Here is a 21,489-nt window from a genome sequence, read left to right on the forward strand (position 1 = left end):
TATTCTAAGATAAGTTAATTATCTTAAGATAAATTAATAAAATTTTGTTAAAAGGGGGATTTAAAATGAACTTTTTATTTGATGCGATATCTAATATGATATCAAACGTTTCACAAGGCGCTTCTACATTCTGCGTAATGGTATTTTTCGAGCCAGAGGTACCAAAATCATTAAGAGAAGAATAATAAATAATTAAAACCATAGGGACATGTCCCTATGGTTTTAATTAAATTATATATTAGGTGATAATAATGAATAATTTTGAAAAAACAAGAAATAAAAAAGTTTCTGAAATTATAATATCATTAAAAGTAGTTTATATATTACTTTGTATAGTTTCGGTAGTTAGCAACAATGGATTAACCCTTGAAATTAAAAATATAATAATAATGTATGCTGGAACTTGTATAATATCATTGCTTATAATTATTTACTTTTCATGGGTATACTATTATAGGAAAGACTATATTAATAATTCCCCTAAATTAATAGACATAATAGAAACTATATTTTTAGTTGTAATATTTGTAGTAGCAGTTGTAAGTACAGGAGCTCAAGCAAGTTATTATAAACTTGTAAGTATATTTATAGTTTTAATAGGTGCTATACAATTTGGAAAAAACTATAGTATAGCATTGGCGGTGGTTTCTTCATTATCTATATTGTTTATAGACATTGTAGCAAGTTCTCCAAATATGAAACTATTAAGTAAATATTTTGAAAATGACTTAGTATTAATAAGTGCTTTATTTATGACTGCGTTTATACTGGGTATGTATGTAGATACTGAGAGACAGCACAGTAAAGAATTAAAAGAATTAGTTAATAAGGATGAGTTAACAGGTCTTTATAATCATAGGTATTTTCAAGATTATCTTCAAAATAATTTAGAAGATGCACAAAAGCAAAATAAACAAGTATCTTTATTATTTATGGATATAGATTATTTTAAGAATTATAATGATATAAACGGGCACCAATCGGGAGATTTGCTACTTAAGCAAATAGGTAAAATTTTAAAAGATAGCATAAGAGAAAATGATGTAGTGGCTAGGTATGGAGGCGAAGAATTTGCAGCTATACTTCCAAATACAGACGAAGAAAATGCTATAGAGATAGGTGAAAAAATTAGATCTGCCATACAAAACACAGAATTTGTGGGGCAAGAAAATCAGCCTAATAAAAATATTACTATATCAATTGGAGTATCATCATATCCTACAAGAGCAATAAGTAAGCATCAACTTATAAATACAGCAGACGACGCTTTATATAGAGCTAAGTCGTTTAATAAAAATAGAGTAGAATCATATCATAGTGTTTTAGATGATTTATGCAAACGAATGGATATAAAAGAAGATACTATAAAATCACTAAAAACATTTATTAATATGATAAATTTAAAAGATAGATATACTTATGGTCATACTGAGAGAGTTGTAATATATGTAAAATGGTTTGCTCAGATGCTTAAATTAAAAGAAGAAGATCAAGCCCAAATCCAAATAGCAGCTTATTTACATGATATAGGTAAATTAGAAATACCAGAAGAAGTATTAAATAAAAAAGGAAGACTTACGAATACGGAGTTTCAAATGTTTAAGGATCATCCTGAAGTAGGCGTAGGGTTAATACAAAATATAAAACCGTTTGAATCGTTTGTACCGCTTATAAAATATCATCATGAACGATACGATGGCGGCGGTTATCCAGATGGCTTAAAAGGTCAAGAAATACCTTATTTAGCTAGAATGTTGACTATTGCAGATAGTTTTGATGCTATGACTTCTAATAGACCATACAATGTTCGTAAAAGTCATGAAGAGGGAATAGAAGAATTAAGATTAAATGCAGGACTTCAATTTGACCCTGAGTTAGTTGAAATATTTATAGAAATGTTAGAAAAATACAAAGAAAATTTTTAGATATATATAAAATGACCCAAAAAGGTCATTTTTTTTTGTCCAAGCACATATCTATTTTTAAAGGGAGGGGATTATAATGATAAGAGTATCTGATATAATGGAAAAGGAAATAATAAATGTTAAGAATGGAAAAAGAATGGGATTCATAACCGATATAGATATGGATATAAATGAAGGGAAGATAATGTCATTTACCATAACTGGAGATGGAGGTAGAGGATTATTTTCTAGAAATGGTGAAGGACAAGTTGTATTCTTTAGTGATATACTAAAAATAGGATGTGATACTATAATAGTAAATATAGGCTCAGAACTTAACGTAGACCAATTTAATATATAGCTAACGTAAGGAGGAATAAAAAGTGCAATGCCCTTATTGTAATTATAAAGAGTCTAAAGTAATAGACTCAAGACATACAGATAGTAAATCTATCAGAAGAAGAAGAGAATGTGAGTTATGTAAAAAAAGATTTACAACATACGAAAAAATAGAAACAACACCAGTGATGGTTATAAAGAAAGATGATAGTAGAGAATATTTTGACGGTGAAAAAATAAAAAGTGGAATATTAAAGTCTTGTGAAAAAAGACCAGTATCACTAGAACAAATTGATGAGATAGTAGCCTACATTGAAAATAAAATAAATCAATTTTATATAGCCGAAATTGAAACACAAAAAATAGGTGAGATGGTTATGGATAAACTAAAAGATGTAGATGAAGTAGCATATGTTAGATTTGCATCTGTATATAGACAGTTTAAAGACATAAATACATTTGTAATAGAATTAAAAAACATACTTATGGAAAAGGGTGATTAGTATGAATGATTTTATAAATGTTAAAGATATTAAAGATAATATAGATTTTATAAATCTAGCTATTACACTTAAAGATATAGATGCTAAATTAAAAAAAGACATGTTAAGAGTTTGTAATACAGGAAACTTTAATTTTGAAAATTTAAGTAGCAATATCCAAATACATTCGGATATAGTTAACGTAATAGATAAGGATAATATAGGCAAAAAGGTAGATGGAGATGCATTAATAACTAATATTAAAAATGTTCCACTATTAATATTTACAGCAGATTGTGTTCCTATAGCTATTATAGATAAAAAAAATAAAGCTATAGGTATAGCACATGCAGGCTGGAGGGGAACATATGATAAAATAGCTCAAAAGACTATAGAGCTAATGAGTGATAATTATTTTACTAATGCACAAGATGTTGTATGTGTAATAGGCCCATCAATAGGCCCATGTTGCTATGAAGTATCAAAAGAATTGATTGAAAAATTTAACACAATTGTTACAAATAAAGAAGAAAAGTTCTATATAATAAAAGAAGAAAAATATTATTTGGACTTATGGAAAATAAATGAATATATATTAAAGTGTGCAGGAGTTAAAGAGGAAAATATTATTAATTTAAACATATGCACTAGTTGTAGGTGTAATGAATTCCACTCTTACAGGAAACATGATAAAACACCTAAGAGAATAGGTATGATACTAGAGATAAAATAGATAGGAGACTAATCAAAGATGAAAGTTAAAATACTTGTTATAGACGATGAGGTACATATAGTAGAGCTTCTTAAATTCAACTTAGAAATTTCTGATTATGAAGTTGAATATGCGTATGATGGAATAGATGGCTACATAAAAGCTAAAGAGATTAAACCAGATTTAATACTTTTAGATTGGATGTTACCAAATATAAGTGGGATCGATGTATTAAAAAAAATTAGAAATGATAAAACTTTAAATAAAATACCTGTAATAATGTTAACTGCAAAAAACATGGAAAATGATAAAGTAGAAGGATTAGAAATTGGTGCAGATGATTATATAACAAAACCATTTAGTGTAAAAGAATTATTAGCAAGGATAAGCACAATACTAAGACGATGTAATATAAATGCTAATCCTAGTGAAATTATATTAACAACAGGAAATTTAAAAGTAGATTTGTATAAACATGAAGTATACAAAGGGTCAGAGAAAATAGAACTAACACTTAAAGAGTTTGAACTACTAAAGCTATTGTTAGAGAACAAGGGAAAAGTTCTTTCTAGAAATCATTTGTTAGATAAAATATGGGGTTATGAATACTATGGTGAAACTAGAACTGTAGATGTACACATAAGATATTTGAGAAAAAAAATAGAAGGACACAACAATACAGATAAATATATTCAAACTATAAGAGGTGTTGGGTATAAAATTGACTAGAATAATTAGATTTAGGAGAACTATTTTATGGAAGAACTAACAACTATAATCTTTTTCATTATATTAATATCAGTAACAGTTTCAATATTATCTATTAGATATACATTAAGATTAAGACGATATCTAGAAGAATTTATCTATGTTTCTAAAAAGATTAGTAACAAAGAATTTCATTCTAGATTAAACATATCAGCTAAAGGTGAGCTAGGTGAATTGGCAAAAAACTTTAATGAGATGATAGAAATAATGGATAGTACAATTAGCGAAGTAGAGTATAACCATCTTCAAATGACATCGATATTAAAGAGTATATCTCATGGAATTTTAGCTGTAGATATAGATGGCAATATAATGTTAATAAATGAAGAAGCTAGAAGAATGCTAAAGTGTAACTATGAAAAACCAATAGAAGGTGTAAATGTTAATGTATTGATAAATGAAGAAAAACTACTTAAAGAAATAGTATCTTTTAAAGGATCAAAGAAAAATAAAAGTAAAGAACTTAGAATAAATGAGGATTTAGTATATAAAATTAGTTTAGATCCAATATATCTTCAAGGGATTAACAACATAATAATAGGATCTATTATTAATATAGAAGATATAACAGAAAAGGTTAAACTAGAAAATATGAGAACAGATTTTGTAGCAAATGTAAGTCATGAACTTAAAACACCTTTAACATCAATAAGTGGTTTTGTAGAAACCTTAAAATTAAATGAAAATATAGACATAAATACAAGAAATAGATTTTTAGGCATCATAGAAGGTGAGTCTAACAGGCTAAAGAGGTTAATTGATGATATATTATTATTATCGTTTATAGAAAATAAAGATAATGTATTAGTAGATGGTGTATGTATATATGAAGTTTTCATAGAGATATATGACATGACTAGCTATCTAGCAAAATCAAAAAATATAAATCTAACGTATGAATTTAGCGACAAAAGTGCAGTATTATTTTTAAACAGAGATTATATAAAACAAGTATTTTTAAACTTAATAGACAATGCAATAAAATATACACCAGAAAACAAAAATGTTCATATTAAGGTTAGTGTGGGACAAAGTAAAAGTATAATTAGTGTTAAAGATGAAGGTGTAGGAATACCACAAGAAGATAGAGAACGCATATTTGAAAGATTTTATAGAGTAGATAAAGCTAGAAGTAGAGATGTAGGTGGAACCGGTTTAGGATTAGCTATAACAAAGCATATAGTTAAATTTTTAGGCGGAAGTATAAACGTAAAAAGTGAATTAGGAAAAGGTAGCGAATTTATTGTTATTATACCTCAAAAAAATTTCCTTTAATAAAGGAGATTTTTTTTTGTTTTTGCATAAACTAACTACAGTGAAAAATATAAAGAAATTAAAGTTAGTTTACACAAAAGGAGTGAGAAAATGGAAGAGAGCTTTTTAAATGAGGAAGTATTTAGAAGAGCCTTTATAGTAACAATAATTATAGGAATAGTTTGTAGAGGGCTTGTTTTAAGAGTAACTGATAAACAATACCCATCTAGACCCCAAGATTATTTAGAACAAATAATTATATCAGGTTTATCAGCATCATTAGGTGCAATAGCACTTCCAGCTTTACTAGACAAAGAATTTGCAGCTTTAACATTTTTTTCAGTAGCAATACAGCAGTTCCAAGGATTAGCGCAACAAGAAAGGATAACATTAGAAAATATTGATAAAAGTGAAATGGTACAAAAAGGTTGTGCATATGTGGAAGAAATAGCAGCTACATATGAGTCAAGAAGTTATATAAGTCTATTGTCATCTTTAGCGGCTTCAATAATATATATATATTTAGCAAAAAAGTATAATGTAGGATTCTTTGGATGTAGTGCAGGAGCAGTAGTAGGAGGAGCAATAGTAGGACTTTTATTTAGAAGATACCTAAGAAGAAATAGTATTGGTGATGTAGCAGATGTAGTAGAAGCAAAGATAAATTTTGAAGGACCTCTTTTAAAAGTTAATGAAGTTATAATAACTAATATTGGTTTAGAAGACAGTAGAAAAAAATATTTACAAGAAGGGATAGCAATAGAGATTATACCTAAAAGTATAGGGAATTTTGGAATAGTAAATGATAGTGGTCAAAGGGATGCTATTTTACATAATATTTTTTTACATTTAGGTATAAATAAAGATGTAGATGAAGAAGATATTTTAGCAATATCAAAAACTAACTTAGAAAAAAATACTGTTGTTATACCTTTTATACCAATACTAAAAGATATAAATTCAATGATAGAAGTAGTTAAAAGTACACCTATTGTAGAAACATCAAAAGGAAAACAAAGTGCTTATAAAATAAAAAAATCATAAATAAAAGAGGTGATATAGTGGATAAAATATTTTTAGTAGGGTTAACAATAGGTTTGCTGTCTAGGATAATAATGCTTAACTTAGACCAAAGACAATATCCTACACAACCAAATATATTATTATCTCAGTTAGTGTTAGCATTTGTAGCATCTTCTTTAGGTGCATTACTTGTACCAGCTTTAAGAGCTCGTTCATATACATCAATAACGTTTTTATCACTAGCTGCGGAACAATTTAGGCAAGTAAGAGAAAATAGAAGAAATACATTACAAAATTTAGAAGATGTTCAACTTGTACAAAGAGGAGAAGCATTTATAGAAGAAATAGCAAGAACGTATGAGGTTAGAAACTATATGTGTATAATAACGTCCTTATCAACAGTTGGGCTACATTATTTAATTATTTCAGAATTTAAATTAAATTCAAATATTAGCTTGATAATAAGTGCTTGTTGCGGATTGTTATTAGCTTTTATACTTAAAAAAATGTTACAAAGGGAAAGTATAGGAGATATAGCAGACGTAGTACCTGTAGAAATAACTTTTGTAGATGAATGTATAATGCAAGTAGGGGAATTAAAGGGAATAACAAATGTAGGACTAAAAGCTGATAGAGATAGATATCTTTCTAAGGGATTGGGTATAGAAATAATCCCGAAAGATAAAAGTTATAGTAATGCAGGTATATTAATGGATCCAGGTCAACGACAAACTATACTTTATAATATATATTCTAGGCTAGGAATACTTAAGGAAAAAGATGAGCCATCTTTTTATCCACTTCCAAGAAGAAACCCTAAAAAAGAAAGTTTAGTTATAGCTTATATACCAGTTGAAAAAGATATAGATAAACTTATACAAGCAGTTAAATCATGTCCTATTCTTTCTAGTGCTAAAGGTAAAAATTTATCACTTAAAAATTATCCAATAGGTAAGAAAGGAAGTGCTTAAATATGGGGATGAACATTGGAATAAATGAGTATACTTTAGCTATAATTACAACTAACACAAATCTCAAAAGTGGTGGATGTCCAGTATTTTACGCAAAAGACAATAAAGAATTACAAAATAAAGCAATGCTCACGTCTAAATGTGTAGGTGGAATGGTTCATGAAATAACACCAGGAACTTTAATTATAGTCAAACATTAAAAGTATAGTAAAACATTAAAAGGTGCCCAAGGGTGCCTTTTGAATTATAGGGAATATTGACTATTTTTATCAAAACATGGTATTATAATATGATTGTGTTTACTAAAGAAAAGTGGTGATAATTTATGGAAGTAAATGTTAAAAACGTAAATAACATAATAAATAAAGTATATAAAGACAGTATTGCAGAGGAAATAGGTGTAGAAGTTGGAGATTTACTTATTTCTATAAATGATCAAGCAATACATGATATAATAGAGTATAAATTTTTATTGAGTGATGAATACTTAGAGGTTGAGATAAAAAAGATTGACGGAGATATATACGTATACGAAATAGAAAAAGACTATGATGAAGATTTAGGAATTGAATTTACAAATCCTATAATAGATCAAGCTAAAAGCTGTAGAAATAAATGTGTATTTTGTTTTATAGATCAACTTCCAAAAGGAATGAGAGAAACTCTTTATTTTAAAGATGACGATTCAAGATTATCATTTTTACAAGGAAATTTTGTAACTTTAACAAATATGAGTGAAGATGATATAAATAACATAATAAAATATAGGATAAGTCCTATAAATATATCTGTACATACTACAAATCCAGAACTTAGACAAACTATGATTAAAAATAAGTTTGCAGGTAAACTGTATAGTATAATGAAGCGTTTAGCTGATGCTCAAATTCAGATGAATTGTCAAATAGTATTATGTCCAGGATACAATGACAAAGAAGAATTAACAAGAACAATAAATGATTTATCGAATTTATATCCATATGTAAATAGTGCGGCGATTGTTCCCGTAGGAATAACTAAGCATAGAGCTCATTTACCTAATTTAGAAATATTTAGTAAAAAAGATGCTAATGAAACCATAGACCAAATAGATCAAATTCAAAATGAGTATTTAAACAAAATAGGAACTAGATTTGCATTTTTATCGGATGAATTTTATATAATTGCGAATCGAAGTCTATTAGAATACGATGAATATGAAGATTTCATACAATTTGAAAATGGAGTAGGAATGATAAGTAAGTTAGAAAGAGAAATACAAGATCATTTAAAAACATTATCGAAGGATCAAATTTCAAGAAATAAAAAAGTTTCTATAGCAACAGGACATTCAGCATTTGAATTTATAAAAAAAATGGCTAAAGAGATAATGGATGTATGCCCGAGTATAGAGATAAATGTTTATAAAATACTTAACGACTTCTTTGGAGAAACAATAACTGTGTCAGGTCTTATAACGGCAACTGATATAATGCAACATCTAGAATATAAAGATCTAGGCGAAACTTTATACATTCCAAGAAGTATGCTTAAAGCTGATGAGGATATATTCTTAGACAATATAACACTAGAAAAATTGCAAGAACTTATGAAAATTGAAATCGTACCATGCTTAAATGAAGGGCACGATTTTGTTGATAAAATTTTAAAATAAGAAAGGAAATAATTATGAGCGATAATAGACCGATAGTTGCAGTAGTAGGAAGACCAAATGTTGGAAAATCTACATTATTTAATAAATTAGCAGGAAAAAGAATATCTATAGTAGAAGATACTCCAGGAGTAACTAGAGATAGAATATTCACAGAGGTAGAATGGTTAAACAGATACTTCACATTAATAGATACAGGAGGTATAGAGCCTGAAAATGGAGATATAATATTATCTCATATGAGAAATCAAGCAATGCTTGCTATGGACATGGCTCACATTATACTTTTTATAGTTGATGGAAAATCAGGATTAACTCCTGCTGATAGAGAAGTAGCTCAAATACTTAGAAAAACTAAAAAACCAGTAATATTAGTAGTTAACAAAATAGACAGTCAAAGTCAGTTTGATAATGTTTATGATTTTTATGAATTAGGTCTTGGAGTTCCGTTTGCAATTTCAAGTGCTAATAGTATGGGTCTTGGAGACTTATTAGATGAAGTTATTCAGAATTTCCCAGAAGGATTAAACACTGAGTATGACGAAGATATGATAAGAGTAGCTATAACTGGTAAACCAAATGCAGGAAAAAGTTCTATACTTAATAAGATACTAGGTGAAGAAAGAGTTATAGTAAGTCCTATTGCAGGAACTACTAGAGATGCAGTCGATACTTATGTAGAAAAAAATGGACAAAAATATCTTCTTATAGATACAGCCGGCTTAAGAAGAAAAAGTAAGATATATGAGAACGTAGAAAAATATAGCGTAATAAGATCTATGGCAGCTGTTGATAGAGCAGATGTAGTACTTATAGTAATAGATGCAGCAGAAGGGTTTACAGAGCAAGATACAAAGGTTGCAGGTATAGCTCATGATGAAGGTAAAGCTTGTGTATTTGTAATTAATAAGTGGGACTTAATAGAAAAAGACAACAAAACTTTAGGTAATTTCACTAAAGAAGTAAAAGAAAAGTTCCCGTTCATGATGTACGCACCAGTTATATTTATTTCTGCTAAAACTAACCAAAGAATGGACAAAGTTTTAGAAGTAGCTACATATGTAGCTAGTGAACATTCTAAGAGAGTTTCAACATCAGCGTTAAATGATGTAATAGGTGAAGCTGTAATGTTAAATCAACCACCATCAGATAAAGGTAAGAGACTAAAAATTTACTATGGATCTCAAACTGGAGTTAAACCACCAAAGTTTACTTTATTTATAAATAACAAGAGTTTAACTCACTTCTCATATCAAAGATATCTTGAAAATAAAATAAGAGAAAACTTTGGATTTGAAGGAACACCTGTACAATTTGAGTACAGAGAAAAAATTAGAAAATAATAGTACTTCTTAAGGGGGAACAATATGCTTAGCTATATAATAATTATTATAATTGCCTATCTTTTAGGAAATATATCAACGTCTTATATAGTTGCTAAAAGATTAACTGGGGTTGATATAAGAACTCAAGGATCTGGAAATGCAGGTTCTACAAATGTACTTAGAACCCTTGGTAAAAAGGCAGGAGCAATGACATTTTTAGGAGACGTATTAAAAGGTATCATGGCTGTAGTTATAGCTCAAATTATAGCTAAATTAGCAGGTATTGATGTAGTTACAGCTGGATATGTAGCTGTTGTAGGTGTAGTTTCTGGTCATAATTGGCCAGCATTTTTAGGCTTTAGAGGCGGTAAAGGTGTTGCAACTTCACTTGGAGCTATGATAGCAGTAAACCCTATAATTGCACTAATATGCTTTGGGATATTTTTACTGATAGTAGCAACTACAAAATACGTATCACTAGCATCTGTACTTGGTATATCTATATCTCCTATAATTATGATCTTTATTCAAAATAAAAAAGGTATATTCGTTACACTATTTTTAGCTATATCAGTTATATATACTCATAGAGAAAACTTAAAGAGATTAATAAAAGGTACAGAAAGAAAAATAGGTCAAAATAAACAATAAATTTTATAATGGTTAGGTGGTGTTTAAGATGGAAAAAATATGTGTACTAGGAGCTGGAAGCTGGGGAAGTGCGTTGGCACTGGTTCTAGCGAAAAAAGGCTATGAAGTAATCATGTGGACCTTAAATAAAGAGCAAGCCAATAAAATAAACAAAACTAAAGAAAATACAGATTATTTACCTGGAGTTTTATTTCCAAATAATATAACATTAACTACGGATTTGGAAAAAGCCGTATTAGATAGTAAAATAATAGTTTTAGCAGTTCCATCTCAGGCTATAAGAAGTGTGTCTAAGCAAATAAAACCTTTTGTAAAAGACAATCAGATACTTGTTGATGTAGCAAAAGGACTTGAAAAAGGAACTGGTCTTAGACTATCAGAGGTTTGTGAACAAGAGTTACCTAATAACCCATATGTAACATTATCTGGACCCTCTCATGCAGAAGAAGTTGCAAAAGATATACCAACAACAGTAGTAGTATCATCAAAAGATTTAGAAGTAGCTCAAACGGTACAAGATGTATTTATGAGTCCTAAATTTAGAGTTTATACTAATCCTGATATAGTTGGTGTAGAACTTGGAGGAGCTTTAAAAAATATTATAGCTTTCGGTGCTGGTATATGTGATGGACTAGGTTATGGAGACAATGCTAAAGCGGCACTAATGACTAGAGGAATTAGAGAAATCGGAAGACTTGGAAGTGCAATGGGAGCAAATGTTTCAACATTTGCAGGGCTTTCAGGTATTGGAGATTTAATAGTTACTTGTACTAGTATGCACAGTAGGAATAGACGAGCTGGGATACTTATAGGTCAAGGTAAAAGCTTAGATGAGACCCTTAAAGAAGTAAAAATGGTAGTTGAAGGTATAACTGCAACTGAAGTAGCATATGAAGTAGCAAAAGAGTTAAACATAGACATGCCTATAACTAATGCTATATATTCTGTATTACATAATGGATGTAGTACAAATGAAGTAGTAATAGAATTAATGATGAGAAATAAGACTCATGAAATGGAAGAAGTAGTAGATGATAAGCTAGGATTTTAATCCTAGCTTTTTTTATTATACAAAACAAAATTAAATTTTAGTAATAATAATTTAAAATCCTAAATATAATTTATTAAGAAACTATATGCAGGAGGGGAATTTAATGAACAACATATATGAAGACATAGCAAAAAGAACACAAGGTGATATATATATTGGTGTAGTAGGACCCGTGAGAACAGGTAAATCTACATTTATAAGAAAATTCATGGAAAAATTGGTATTACCAAACATAGAAAATGAATTTAAAAGAGAGAGAACACAAGATGAAATACCGCAAAGTGGATCAGGAAAAACAATAATGACAGTAGAACCAAAATTTGTTCCAGCTGATGGTGTAGAAATAAAAATAAGAGAAAATGTATCTCTAAAAGTTAGAATGGTTGATTGTGTAGGGTACATAGTAGATGGAGCTTTAGGCCATGAAGAGGAAGGCAAGCAAAGACTTGTTTCTACTCCTTGGTCACAAGAGGCTATGACATTTGAAAAAGCTGCAGAAATAGGAACTAAAAAGGTTATAAGAGACCACTCAACATTAGGAATAGTAGTTTTAACAGATGGATCTGTAACTGGAATAGATAGAAAAAATTATCTTTCAGCTGAAGAAAGAGTTATAAATGAATTAAAATCATTAAATAAACCATTTGCAATCGTATTAAATACATTAGATCCAGATAGCGAGCAAACAGAGATGTTAAGAGCTGAGTTAGAAGAAAAATATGACGCTCCTATAGTTCCGTTAAATGTTTTAGCTATGGACGAAGAAGATATTGAAAATGTGATGGAAACAGTGCTTTATGATTTCCCATTAAATGAAATAAGAATAAATTTACCACAATGGGTAGAAGGATTAGAAAGAAATCACTGGATAAAAAATAACATAATATCTACACTAAAACAAAGTGTAGAAGAAATAGGAAAAATAAGGGATATAGATAGCATTGTAGCAGGATTTTCTGAACTAGAATTTTTAGAAGATACAGAGGTAGATAATGTAGAACTTGGAGAAGGTGTTATAAGCATTGACTTAACTGCAAAACAAGGACTATTCTACAATGTATTAGAAGAAAAGAGTGGATTTAAAATAGAAGGAGATCATCAGTTACTAAATCTTGTTACTAAATTATCTAGAGTTAAAACTGAATATGATAAGGTAGAACTTGCTCTAGAAGAAGCTAAGGATAAAGGCTATGGTATGGTAGCTCCATCTTTAAATGATCTTACTTTAGAGATTCCTGAAATGACAAAACAAGGAAAACAATACGGTATAAAAATAAGAGCAAATGCTCCATCACTTCATATAATAAAGGCGGACATATCTACAGAAATTTGCCCTATAGCTGGAAATCAAAATCAAGGTGAAGAAATGCTTAAGTATTTACAAGATGAATTAGAACAAAACCCTAATGGTATATGGGAAGCAAATATGTTTGGAAAATCTTTACACGATTTAGTTAAAGAACAATTGCAAAGTAAACTATATACAATGCCAGAAGAAATAAGAGTTAAAATTCAAAAAACTCTACAAAAAATTATAAATGAAGGCAGCATGAATATAATAACAATTTTATTATAGAATAAAATAAGAAGAGTTAATTTTATACATTGTACAAAATTAACTCTTCTATTTTTTGAATTTAATATATTTAGAATATTCAGAAAATAAAAGAAGGATAATTAATTTTTTTGTTGAAATAATAGTTAATAGGTCTTAAATGTATTAAACATTTAACTCATATTTATTATTATATTATATTATATTTTATTTTTTATAGGAGGCGTTTTATGGAGGGAATTGTTAATTCAATTAATAATGTAATTTGGAGTAACTGGCTTATATACTTATGTTTAGGAGCCGGTATTTATTTTTCTTTTAGGACTCGTTTTTCTCAAGTTAGACACATAAAAGAAATGGTAACGTTACTCTTTAAGGGTGAAAAATCAGCAGAAGGAATATCTTCATTTCAAGCACTATGTACGGCATTAGCAGGTCGTATAGGTACAGGCAATATAGCAGGAGTTGCAACAGCAATAGCTATGGGAGGTCCAGGAGCGCTATTTTGGATGTGGGCAATAGCATTTTTAGGCGCAGGTTCAGCATTTGCAGAGTCTGCATTAGCTCAAATTTATAAAGAAGAACACGATGGACAATATCGTGGAGGACCAGCATATTATATTGAAAAAGGTCTAGGTAATACAAAATTTTCTAAATGGTATGGAATACTATTTGCAGTAGCTACAGTATTAGCAACAGGAGTATTCTTGCCTGGAGTTCAATCAAATTCTATAGCAGTAGCAGTAAATAATGCATTTGGAATAAGTCCTTCAATAATAGCAGCAGTTATAGTAGTATTATTATCTCTTATAATATTTGGAGGTATAAAGAGAATTGGTTCAGCTGCAGAATTAATAGTTCCGATTATGGGTGGAATATATATATTAATGTCAGTAGTAATAATAGTTGTTAATATACGTCATGTCCCAGATGTTTTAGCACTAATATTTAAATCAGCATTTGGAGCAGAACAAGCATTTGCAGGCATACTTGGTTCAACGATAGCATGGGGAGTAAAACGTGGAGTTTACTCAAATGAAGCAGGTCAAGGTACAGGACCACAAGCAGCAGCAGCGGCAGAAGTGAGTCATCCAGCTAAACAAGGTTTAGTTCAATCTTTTTCAGTATATGTAGATACATTATTTGTATGTTCAGCAACTGGATTTATGATATTGATGACAGACAGTTATAATGTAATGGGTAGTGGAGGGTCAATGATAGTTGAAAATCTACCAGGTGTAGAGATAGGACCTATTTATACTCAAACAGCAGTTAATAGTTTAATACCAGGCTTTGGAGCAGCATTTGTTGCAATAGCATTGTTCTTCTTTGCATTTACTACATTAATGGCATATTACTATATAGCTGAGGTAAATGTAACTTATATATGTAAAAAAATAAAGGGAAAGAACATAAATAAAATAGCTGTAAATTTATTAAGAATAGTTTTATTATTTATGACAGCATTTGGATGTATAAAAACGGCAGCCCTTGCATGGACACTAGGAGATATTGGAGTTGGGAGTATGGCATGGCTTAATATAGTTGCAATACTTCTTTTATCTAATACAGCAATAAAATGTTTTAAGGACTATGAAAGTCAATTAAAAGCAGGAATTCCAAGAGAACAAATTACGTTTGATCCTATTAAATTAGGAATAAAAAATGCTGATTTTTGGGTACAAAAAAATAAAAATAAGATCTAGTAAATGAAATGGCTCCTTTAGAGGAGTCATTTTTATTTATATTTTTAACGAAAACTTAACACATTAAAATTCTTAACTATAAATATAATCTATTAGGGGACTATATTCCAAGTACTTAGAGAATAATATTTATTGAATTAAGGAGTTAAAATCCTAAATAAATATGGGGGAGGAAAAGTTATGGAAAATGTAGTGAATGGCATTAACAGTGTAATATGGAGCAATTGGTTAATAATACTTTGCTTAGGAACAGGATTGTATTTTTCATTTAGAACAAGGTTTTTGCAGGTTAGGCATATTAAAGAAATGGTAGCTCTTTTAGTAAAAGGAAAGAAATCAGAACAAGGAATATCTTCATTTCAAGCATTATGTACAGCATTAGCAGGTCGTATAGGAACAGGAAACATAGCTGGGGTTGCAACTGCAATAGCTATGGGAGGACCGGGAGCATTATTTTGGATGTGGGCAATAGCATTTTTAGGAGCAGGTTCGGCGTTTGTGGAATCCACATTGGCTCAGATTTATAAAGAAGTAGATGATGGTCAATATCGTGGAGGACCAGCGTATTATATTGAGAAATGCATGGGATTAAAATGGTATGCATGTTTATTTGCAGTAGCAACAGTTTTAGCAACTGGTATATTTTTACCAGGAGTACAATCTAACTCAATAGCAATAGGAATAGAAAATGCATTTGGAGTAGATACTTGGATATCAGGGATATTTGTAGTGGCATTATTAGGACTAATAATATTTGGTGGTATAAAAAGAATAAGTTCTGCAGCAGAACTAATAGTTCCATTTATGGGAGCTGCGTATATAATAATGGCACTAGTAATAATAGCTTTTAATATAGAAAAATTACCAGATGTATTATCATTAATATTTAGATCAGCATTCGGTGGAGAACAGGCATTTGCAGGTATACTTGGTTCAACAATAGCATGGGGAGTAAAACGTGGGGTTTACTCAAATGAAGCAGGTCAAGGTACAGGACCACAAGCAGCAGCAGCGGCAGAAGTAAGTCATCCAGCTAAACAAGGATTTGTTCAGGCCTTTTCAGTATATGTAGATACACTATTTGTATGCTCAGCAACTGGATTTATGATATTAATAACAGGTAGTTATAATGTATTAGGTAATGGTGGCAAAATGATAGTAGAAAACTTACCAGGTGTAGAATTTGGTCCAGCATTTACTCAAACAGCAGTTGATACATTAGTTCCTGGATTTGGTTCATCATTTGTTGCAGTAGCATTATTCTTCTTTGCATTTACTACATTAATGGCATACTATTATATTGCTGAAGTTAACTTAGCATATTTATATAAAAAAATACTAAAAGGAAAAGAAGGGTCTAAAAAGTTTGTTATATTAGGATTAAAATGTGTATTATTAATGGCAACATATTATGGTTGTATAAAGACAGCAACATTAGCTTGGGCACTTGGTGATATAGGTGTAGGTCTTATGGCATGGTTAAATATAATAGCTATATTAATAATAGCAAAACCAGCGTTAATAGCATTGAAAGACTATGAAGAGCAACAGAAAAATAAAATACCAAGAGAAAATATTAAATTTGATCCTATTAAATTAGGAATAAAAAATGCTGATTTCTGGGTAGAAAAAAATAAAAAGCAAATTTGATGAATTAAATTAATAAAACAAAGAATGTGTCCCTATAAATTAATTAGGGACACATTCTTTATTTTAAACATAATTGATAAAAATATAATTGTATTATGAAAGATACTGTAAATACAAGGCATTTTGGGATAAAAATATAAAAAGTATGTATTGTTTTTGTAAAGTAGAATAAAAGGAAATAGAATACAATTTGCAGAAATAGTATATAGGAATATTTGCAGAAAGGAGATATAAAATTGAAAAAAATAAAACGCTCAAGAATTTTAATATTAGGAGTATTCGTATATATTGTATTTCAGGTCGGATCATTATTTATAAGTAAAAGTACAGAAACTTTAGCACTAGAATCAGAAGAGTTAAATGCTAAAATAAAAACTAAAGGTCTTTTTATAAGAGAAGAACACATTGTAAAATCAACTGAAAAAGGGGTTTTAGATACAATATATAAAGAAGGAGAAAAAGTAAAAAAAGCTGAAGACGTAGCGTATGTATATAAGGATGATAAGATTGAAAAAATAAATTTACAAATAAAAAGTTTAAGTGAAGAAATAAAAAAAAGTAAGGCAGAGTTAGAAAAAAAATCTAATGAGTTAAGTAAAGACTTAGCTAAGAATCAAATAAAAACAAAAAATGAACAAAAGAAAATACTAGAGGTAGAAAAAGAAAAAATAACATCTTGTTTAAAAACAGATATATCAGGAATTATTTCATATAAATTTGATGGAAATGAAGAAAAATACAATCTAGAAAATTTAGATAAAATAACTAAAGATGATATAGAAAATACAAGTAATAATTATGAGGATATGACTAAAGAAAATAACAATATAAAAGATGAAGAACCTATTGCAAAAATAATAAACAACTATGAATCGTACTTAGCGATATGTGTAGACAAAGAACAAGCTAAAAATTTCAAACTGGGAAATAACATTAAAATAAGTTCTAATAATCTACAACTGGATGCAAAAGTATATAAAATATATAAAAGTGAGTCAAATATTGTAATTATATTTAAAATAACTAACCAAAATATAGGAATTTACGATACAAGAGTAGAAGAATTTGATATAATATATAAGCAAATGGAAGGTTTAAAAATACCTAAAAGTTCTATAAAAAAAGTGGGAAATAAAAAGGGTGTATATTCAGTAAATGAACAAACACAAGATATAGAATTTATTGAATTGAAAGGAATAGGATATGAAAATGACGAATTTGTATTTATAGACTATTATACCAACAATATACAAGGGATAGAAACTGTTAGTTTATATGATGAAATTATTTTAAAACCTAATAATATAAATAAAAACATTAAAATAAAGTAGGTGAGAAAATGAATACTATTAAAGCAAATTTAAGTAGTATTAGGGACAATATAAAAAATTGTACAAAAAGGGTAAATAGAAGTGAAGAAGAAGTTACTTTATTAGCAGTTACCAAAACTGTAGATGTAGATGCAGTATTAGAAGCTATAGATAATGGAGTGACAGATGTAGGTGAAAATAAGCCACAAGAATTAGCTAGAAAATATGAAGTAATTGGAAATAAAGTAAAATGGCACTTAATAGGAAGTTTGCAAACGAATAAAGTGAAGTATATAATAGATAAGGTTTATATGATACATTCGCTAGATAGACAAGCTTTGTGTGAAGAAATACAAAAACGTGCAGAAAAAATAAATAAAAATATAAATTGCTTAATTCAAGTAAACATATCAAAAGAAGAAAGCAAGCATGGAATTTATGAAAGTGATGTTGTAGATTTTATCAAACATGTATCCGCTAACTATAAAAACATAAAAATCAAAGGTCTTATGACTATGGCTCCTTTTAGTGAAGATAAAGAAGAAGTAAGAGAAGTATTTAAAGGTCTTAAGCAATTATCTATAGAAATAGATAAAATGAATATAGATAATGTGTCTATGGAGTATTTATCTATGGGAATGAGTAATGACTATGAAATAGCAATAGAAGAAGGATCTAATATTGTTAGGGTTGGAACGTCGATATTTGGGAAAAGAGAATACAAATAATAAATTTTAAAATAAATATTAAGGAGGCTGTTAATAATGGGAGATGGATTATTATCTAAATTTAAAAATTGGATGGTTGAAGAAGAAGAGGAAGACTATATTGAAGAAGATGAAGAATTTGCTGTTGATGAAAGTGAAGTAGATGGTGAAATTGGAAATGCAATTAGAAATAGTAACATTGTTAAATTACATACTACATCTCAAATGAAGGTTGTAATAGTAGAGCCTAAGAAATACGATGAAGTTACAACTATAGCAGATCATTTAAAAAGTAAAAGAGCAGTTATAGTTAACTTAGAAAATTTAAATGATCCAATAGCTCGTAAATCAATATTTGATTTTATGAATGGAGCAGTATACGTGTTAGATGGGACTATACAAAAAGTATCAAAGGCTATATTTATATTAGCACCAAACAATGTGGATATAGATGCAAGTATAAAAAAAGAATTAGAAAACAGTAAAACGCTCTTCCCTTGGCAAAATAGCAAGTAATAAAATATAAATTAGTAAAGGGGTTTTTAGATGAGTACAAGTACTATAGGGTTTGCTTTGTACAAATTATTTGATGTATTGGTGTGGGTTATAATTATAAAGAGTTTTATGACTTGGTTTCCAAGTGTGATGTCAAGTGATGCAGGAAACAATATATATAATTTATTATGCAAAGTAACAGATCCGATAGAATCTCCTATAAGATCTATGATGTATAAATATAGCAGTGGTCCTGTTGATTTTTCTCCGATGATAGCAATATTAGTGTTGATGCTATTACAAAGAGTTGTATTAATGATATTTCAGTAGGTGCAAGTAAATGGAAAAATTAAGATTAACTAATCATATCAAAGATATAGATTTGAAAAATAAAATGTTTAAAATTATAGACAAGGCTAATAGTGTTATAAAAAATTACGATGTTAAAATAACTGATTTTCTTAATCCTTATGAAGTAAAAAATGCTATAGATATACTAAATTCAAATAGTGATATAAAATACACTGTTGATGGTGGATATAGTGATCCTGAAAGAAGTGCTATATTTATATATCCATATTATATGGAATATGAAGAAATAGAAAGTAATCTTAGATTTATAAAAATAGAAGGGAACTTTAAATTTAAAAGTATTTCTCATAAGGACTATCTAGGAGCAATTATGAACTTAGGAATAAAAAGAGAAAAAGTAGGAGATATTATTATACATGATAACTTCTGTCAAGTTATAGTAAGTAATGATATTTGTGATTTTATAAGCATGAATCTAAATAAAGTGTGTAAAAATAATGTAAGTATAACTGAAATTTCTAAAAGTGAAATTATATACAATCCTCCAAATTATAAAGATGTATCATTTACTATATCATCAGGTAGATTAGATTGTATAATAAGTGGTATATATAATATATCTAGACAAGAAAGCATAAAGTACATAAATGGAGAGAAAGTATTTGTAAATTATGAAAAAATAACTTCACCATCTAGGGAAATAAAAAGTGAATCTTTAATTTCTGTTAGAGGTAGAGGAAGATGCAGAGTTATTCAAATAGGAGATATTACAAAAAAGGGCAGAATAAAAGTTCAAGCTAAGCTAATAGTATAGGAGGAAAATATATGCTAACTCCAATTGAAATAGAAAACAAAGAATTTAAAAAAAGTTTAAGAGGATACAAAGAAGAAGAGGTAGATGAGTTTCTAGATGTAGTAAAAGAAGATTTTGAACATATATACAGAGAAAATCTAGAACTTAAAGAAAAGGTAAAGTTATATCAAGACCAAATAAATAAATATGAAAACATAGAAGAAACACTAAAAGCTACTTTAATAAGTGCCCAAAGTGCAGCAGAAGATACTTGTAGCGCAGCAAATAGAAAAGCTAAAATAATAGTAGAAGAAGCTGATTTAAAATCAAGACAAGTTATAGAGATAGCTAATAATCGTGTTATAGAAATAAGAAAAGAATACGATACAATGGTTAAGGAATTTAAGATATTTAGAAATAAGTTCAAATCATTATTAGAAGATGAAATAAGAAACATAGACGAAATATTTTATAATGTAGATGATGTTAACGTAAGTGATTTTGAAACTAAAACAATGTATAATTTACAAAAAGAATCAGAAGCTGCAGTTACAATAGATTAATATTATACAAAAATATATTGACTATTCTAATAATTTGTTATAAAATTTCATATTATAATTAAAAAATCAAAAAGCAATGATGGAGACAGTAAGCTTTAAATAATTTTACAGAGAATTGGGTAAGCTGAGAACCAATAAATTTATAAAGTCGAAGATCACTCCTAAGCTGCAAGCTGAAAGATAAATATCAATTAAGCTGAGCCGGTTAGTGCCGTTAAACTATACTATGGAGTGCTATATACTTTAATCAAATTTAAATTTGTGTAT

23 protein-coding genes and 1 other annotated feature (1 of these 24 only partly in view) are annotated in these 21,489 nt (G+C 28.7%); all 23 genes read left to right on the forward strand.

Annotation, left to right across the window (positions count from 1 at the left end; translation table 11 throughout):
• The first annotated feature begins 65 nt into the window (after positions 1–65).
• The gene (locus QOZ84_RS05900; RefSeq protein ID WP_284132038.1) at positions 66–185 is read left to right on the forward strand and encodes a cyclic lactone autoinducer peptide; all 120 of its coding nucleotides are present in this window, start codon (positions 66–68) and stop codon (positions 183–185) included.
• Positions 186–251: 66 nt separating this feature from the next.
• Positions 252–1,925: a bifunctional diguanylate cyclase/phosphohydrolase gene (locus QOZ84_RS05905; protein WP_284132039.1), complete on the forward strand. Its 1,674-nt coding sequence runs from the start codon at positions 252–254 to the stop codon at positions 1,923–1,925.
• A 76-nt stretch (positions 1,926–2,001) separates the two neighbouring features.
• Complete coding sequence (locus QOZ84_RS05910; protein ID WP_284132040.1) at positions 2,002–2,265, forward strand: YlmC/YmxH family sporulation protein; 264 nt, start codon at positions 2,002–2,004, stop codon at positions 2,263–2,265.
• Between the two features lie 22 nt (positions 2,266–2,287).
• Positions 2,288–2,746: a transcriptional regulator NrdR gene (gene nrdR, locus QOZ84_RS05915; protein WP_284132041.1), complete on the forward strand. Its 459-nt coding sequence runs from the start codon at positions 2,288–2,290 to the stop codon at positions 2,744–2,746.
• A 1-nt stretch (position 2,747) separates the two neighbouring features.
• Entirely contained in the window at positions 2,748–3,458 is a 711-nt protein-coding gene (gene pgeF, locus QOZ84_RS05920; protein ID WP_284132042.1) for a peptidoglycan editing factor PgeF, read from the forward strand.
• Positions 3,459–3,476: 18 nt separating this feature from the next.
• Complete coding sequence (locus QOZ84_RS05925; RefSeq protein WP_284132043.1) at positions 3,477–4,166, forward strand: winged helix-turn-helix domain-containing protein; 690 nt, start codon at positions 3,477–3,479, stop codon at positions 4,164–4,166.
• 27 nt (positions 4,167–4,193) lie between these two features.
• On the forward strand, positions 4,194–5,480 hold the full coding sequence (locus tag QOZ84_RS05930) for a HAMP domain-containing sensor histidine kinase (protein WP_284132044.1): 1,287 nt from the start codon (positions 4,194–4,196) through the stop codon (positions 5,478–5,480).
• Positions 5,481–5,570: 90 nt separating this feature from the next.
• Entirely contained in the window at positions 5,571–6,503 is a 933-nt protein-coding gene (locus QOZ84_RS05935; protein WP_284132045.1) for a YIEGIA domain-containing protein, read from the forward strand.
• A 17-nt stretch (positions 6,504–6,520) separates the two neighbouring features.
• A complete protein-coding gene (locus QOZ84_RS05940; RefSeq protein WP_284132046.1) occupies positions 6,521–7,453 on the forward strand; it encodes a YIEGIA family protein in 933 nt (310 codons plus the stop codon).
• A 2-nt stretch (positions 7,454–7,455) separates the two neighbouring features.
• The gene (locus QOZ84_RS05945; RefSeq protein ID WP_284132047.1) at positions 7,456–7,653 is read left to right on the forward strand and encodes a capping complex subunit for YIEGIA; all 198 of its coding nucleotides are present in this window, start codon (positions 7,456–7,458) and stop codon (positions 7,651–7,653) included.
• Positions 7,654–7,778: 125 nt separating this feature from the next.
• Positions 7,779–9,107 carry a DUF512 domain-containing protein gene (locus QOZ84_RS05950; protein ID WP_284132048.1) on the forward strand — a complete coding sequence of 443 codons (1,329 nt, stop codon included), beginning with the start codon at positions 7,779–7,781 and terminating at the stop codon, positions 9,105–9,107.
• 14 nt (positions 9,108–9,121) lie between these two features.
• The gene (gene der / locus QOZ84_RS05955; protein ID WP_284132049.1) at positions 9,122–10,447 is read left to right on the forward strand and encodes a ribosome biogenesis GTPase Der; all 1,326 of its coding nucleotides are present in this window, start codon (positions 9,122–9,124) and stop codon (positions 10,445–10,447) included.
• 24 nt (positions 10,448–10,471) lie between these two features.
• Positions 10,472–11,080: a glycerol-3-phosphate 1-O-acyltransferase PlsY gene (gene plsY / locus QOZ84_RS05960; protein ID WP_284132050.1), complete on the forward strand. Its 609-nt coding sequence runs from the start codon at positions 10,472–10,474 to the stop codon at positions 11,078–11,080.
• Positions 11,081–11,108: 28 nt separating this feature from the next.
• Complete coding sequence (locus QOZ84_RS05965) at positions 11,109–12,131, forward strand: NAD(P)H-dependent glycerol-3-phosphate dehydrogenase (RefSeq protein ID WP_284132051.1); 1,023 nt, start codon at positions 11,109–11,111, stop codon at positions 12,129–12,131.
• Between the two features lie 103 nt (positions 12,132–12,234).
• Positions 12,235–13,707, forward strand: a complete 1,473-nt coding sequence (gene spoIVA, locus QOZ84_RS05970; RefSeq protein ID WP_284132052.1) for a stage IV sporulation protein A — start codon at positions 12,235–12,237, stop codon at positions 13,705–13,707.
• A 209-nt stretch (positions 13,708–13,916) separates the two neighbouring features.
• Complete coding sequence (locus QOZ84_RS05975; RefSeq protein ID WP_284132053.1) at positions 13,917–15,392, forward strand: alanine/glycine:cation symporter family protein; 1,476 nt, start codon at positions 13,917–13,919, stop codon at positions 15,390–15,392.
• A 180-nt stretch (positions 15,393–15,572) separates the two neighbouring features.
• The gene (locus QOZ84_RS05980) at positions 15,573–17,042 is read left to right on the forward strand and encodes an alanine/glycine:cation symporter family protein (protein ID WP_284132054.1); all 1,470 of its coding nucleotides are present in this window, start codon (positions 15,573–15,575) and stop codon (positions 17,040–17,042) included.
• Positions 17,043–17,278: 236 nt separating this feature from the next.
• Positions 17,279–18,373, forward strand: coding sequence for a biotin/lipoyl attachment domain-containing protein (locus QOZ84_RS05985; RefSeq protein ID WP_284132055.1), 1,095 nt, complete (start codon positions 17,279–17,281; stop codon positions 18,371–18,373).
• An 8-nt stretch (positions 18,374–18,381) separates the two neighbouring features.
• The gene (locus QOZ84_RS05990; protein ID WP_284132056.1) at positions 18,382–19,080 is read left to right on the forward strand and encodes a YggS family pyridoxal phosphate-dependent enzyme; all 699 of its coding nucleotides are present in this window, start codon (positions 18,382–18,384) and stop codon (positions 19,078–19,080) included.
• Positions 19,081–19,116: 36 nt separating this feature from the next.
• The gene (locus tag QOZ84_RS05995; RefSeq protein WP_284132057.1) at positions 19,117–19,575 is read left to right on the forward strand and encodes a cell division protein SepF; all 459 of its coding nucleotides are present in this window, start codon (positions 19,117–19,119) and stop codon (positions 19,573–19,575) included.
• A gap of 30 nt (positions 19,576–19,605) precedes the next feature.
• Positions 19,606–19,884, forward strand: a complete 279-nt coding sequence (locus QOZ84_RS06000; RefSeq protein WP_284132058.1) for a YggT family protein — start codon at positions 19,606–19,608, stop codon at positions 19,882–19,884.
• A 10-nt stretch (positions 19,885–19,894) separates the two neighbouring features.
• A complete protein-coding gene (locus tag QOZ84_RS06005; RefSeq protein ID WP_284132059.1) occupies positions 19,895–20,680 on the forward strand; it encodes a YlmH family RNA-binding protein in 786 nt (261 codons plus the stop codon).
• Between the two features lie 11 nt (positions 20,681–20,691).
• A complete protein-coding gene (locus tag QOZ84_RS06010; RefSeq protein ID WP_026900379.1) occupies positions 20,692–21,222 on the forward strand; it encodes a DivIVA domain-containing protein in 531 nt (176 codons plus the stop codon).
• 67 nt (positions 21,223–21,289) lie between these two features.
• Positions 21,290–21,489, forward strand: a binding site (T-box leader); it runs 41 nt beyond the window's last position.

It is taken from the genome of Romboutsia sedimentorum (genome assembly GCF_030131845.1).
Classification (GTDB): Bacteria; Bacillota; Clostridia; order Peptostreptococcales; family Peptostreptococcaceae; genus Romboutsia_D; species Romboutsia_D sedimentorum.

Coding starts and splice junctions, on each gene's coding strand:
- QOZ84_RS05900 (WP_284132038.1), top strand. CDS start 66: ATGAACTTTTTATTTGATGCGATATCTAATATGATATCAAACGTTTCA.
- QOZ84_RS05905 (WP_284132039.1), top strand. CDS start 252: ATGAATAATTTTGAAAAAACAAGAAATAAAAAAGTTTCTGAAATTATA.
- QOZ84_RS05910 (WP_284132040.1), top strand. CDS start 2,002: ATGATAAGAGTATCTGATATAATGGAAAAGGAAATAATAAATGTTAAG.
- pgeF (WP_284132042.1), top strand. CDS start 2,748: ATGAATGATTTTATAAATGTTAAAGATATTAAAGATAATATAGATTTT.
- QOZ84_RS05925 (WP_284132043.1), top strand. CDS start 3,477: ATGAAAGTTAAAATACTTGTTATAGACGATGAGGTACATATAGTAGAG.
- QOZ84_RS05930 (WP_284132044.1), top strand. CDS start 4,194: ATGGAAGAACTAACAACTATAATCTTTTTCATTATATTAATATCAGTA.
- QOZ84_RS05935 (WP_284132045.1), top strand. CDS start 5,571: ATGGAAGAGAGCTTTTTAAATGAGGAAGTATTTAGAAGAGCCTTTATA.
- QOZ84_RS05945 (WP_284132047.1), top strand. CDS start 7,456: ATGGGGATGAACATTGGAATAAATGAGTATACTTTAGCTATAATTACA.
- QOZ84_RS05950 (WP_284132048.1), top strand. CDS start 7,779: ATGGAAGTAAATGTTAAAAACGTAAATAACATAATAAATAAAGTATAT.
- der (WP_284132049.1), top strand. CDS start 9,122: ATGAGCGATAATAGACCGATAGTTGCAGTAGTAGGAAGACCAAATGTT.
- plsY (WP_284132050.1), top strand. CDS start 10,472: ATGCTTAGCTATATAATAATTATTATAATTGCCTATCTTTTAGGAAAT.
- QOZ84_RS05965 (WP_284132051.1), top strand. CDS start 11,109: ATGGAAAAAATATGTGTACTAGGAGCTGGAAGCTGGGGAAGTGCGTTG.
- spoIVA (WP_284132052.1), top strand. CDS start 12,235: ATGAACAACATATATGAAGACATAGCAAAAAGAACACAAGGTGATATA.
- QOZ84_RS05975 (WP_284132053.1), top strand. CDS start 13,917: ATGGAGGGAATTGTTAATTCAATTAATAATGTAATTTGGAGTAACTGG.
- QOZ84_RS05980 (WP_284132054.1), top strand. CDS start 15,573: ATGGAAAATGTAGTGAATGGCATTAACAGTGTAATATGGAGCAATTGG.
- QOZ84_RS05990 (WP_284132056.1), top strand. CDS start 18,382: ATGAATACTATTAAAGCAAATTTAAGTAGTATTAGGGACAATATAAAA.
- QOZ84_RS05995 (WP_284132057.1), top strand. CDS start 19,117: ATGGGAGATGGATTATTATCTAAATTTAAAAATTGGATGGTTGAAGAA.
- QOZ84_RS06000 (WP_284132058.1), top strand. CDS start 19,606: ATGAGTACAAGTACTATAGGGTTTGCTTTGTACAAATTATTTGATGTA.
- QOZ84_RS06005 (WP_284132059.1), top strand. CDS start 19,895: ATGGAAAAATTAAGATTAACTAATCATATCAAAGATATAGATTTGAAA.
- QOZ84_RS06010 (WP_026900379.1), top strand. CDS start 20,692: ATGCTAACTCCAATTGAAATAGAAAACAAAGAATTTAAAAAAAGTTTA.